Source organism: Photorhabdus heterorhabditis (assembly GCF_018448905.1).
GTDB lineage: Bacteria > Pseudomonadota > Gammaproteobacteria > Enterobacterales > Enterobacteriaceae > Photorhabdus > Photorhabdus heterorhabditis.
The window spans coordinates 1-341 of record NZ_RCWA01000195.1; the positions used below are offsets into that span (position 1 = coordinate 1).

Genomic DNA, 341 nt, shown 5'->3' on the forward strand with positions numbered 1-341 from the left:
CAGATAAAGGGATAAAAACTCCCTGGCCGTTTCGGGCTGCGTTAAAAAATGCTTGAATAACGCGTCATGGTGAGGCCGTTTTTCTTTCTTTGCCACAGTCTGTTTCTCTGTCTTATCAGGTAGTCATGACTACTCGTTGTCTATCCCCGTCATCTTTCAAGTTGGCGGCACTCACTCCAGTTACAGAGTTATCTATGCTCCCGGGGATTCGCGTTCTTGCCGCCGCGAGGCATCTTGAAATCCATAGGGTATAAATAAGAACAAAAATGCCGATCTTGAATATCGGCATTTTGCTGTATAAAAAGAAGATTAATTTAATGCTTTAACGCTTCAATTTTATC

The 341-nt window shown here is 42.5% G+C and carries 1 protein-coding gene; it reads right to left on the reverse strand.

The window, feature by feature from the left end:
• A partial coding sequence (locus tag EAE89_RS23265; protein ID WP_200905748.1) for an Rpn family recombination-promoting nuclease/putative transposase occupies positions 1 to 96 on the reverse strand: 96 nt, incomplete at its 3' end.
• Between the last annotated feature and the right edge of the window lie 245 nt (positions 97 to 341).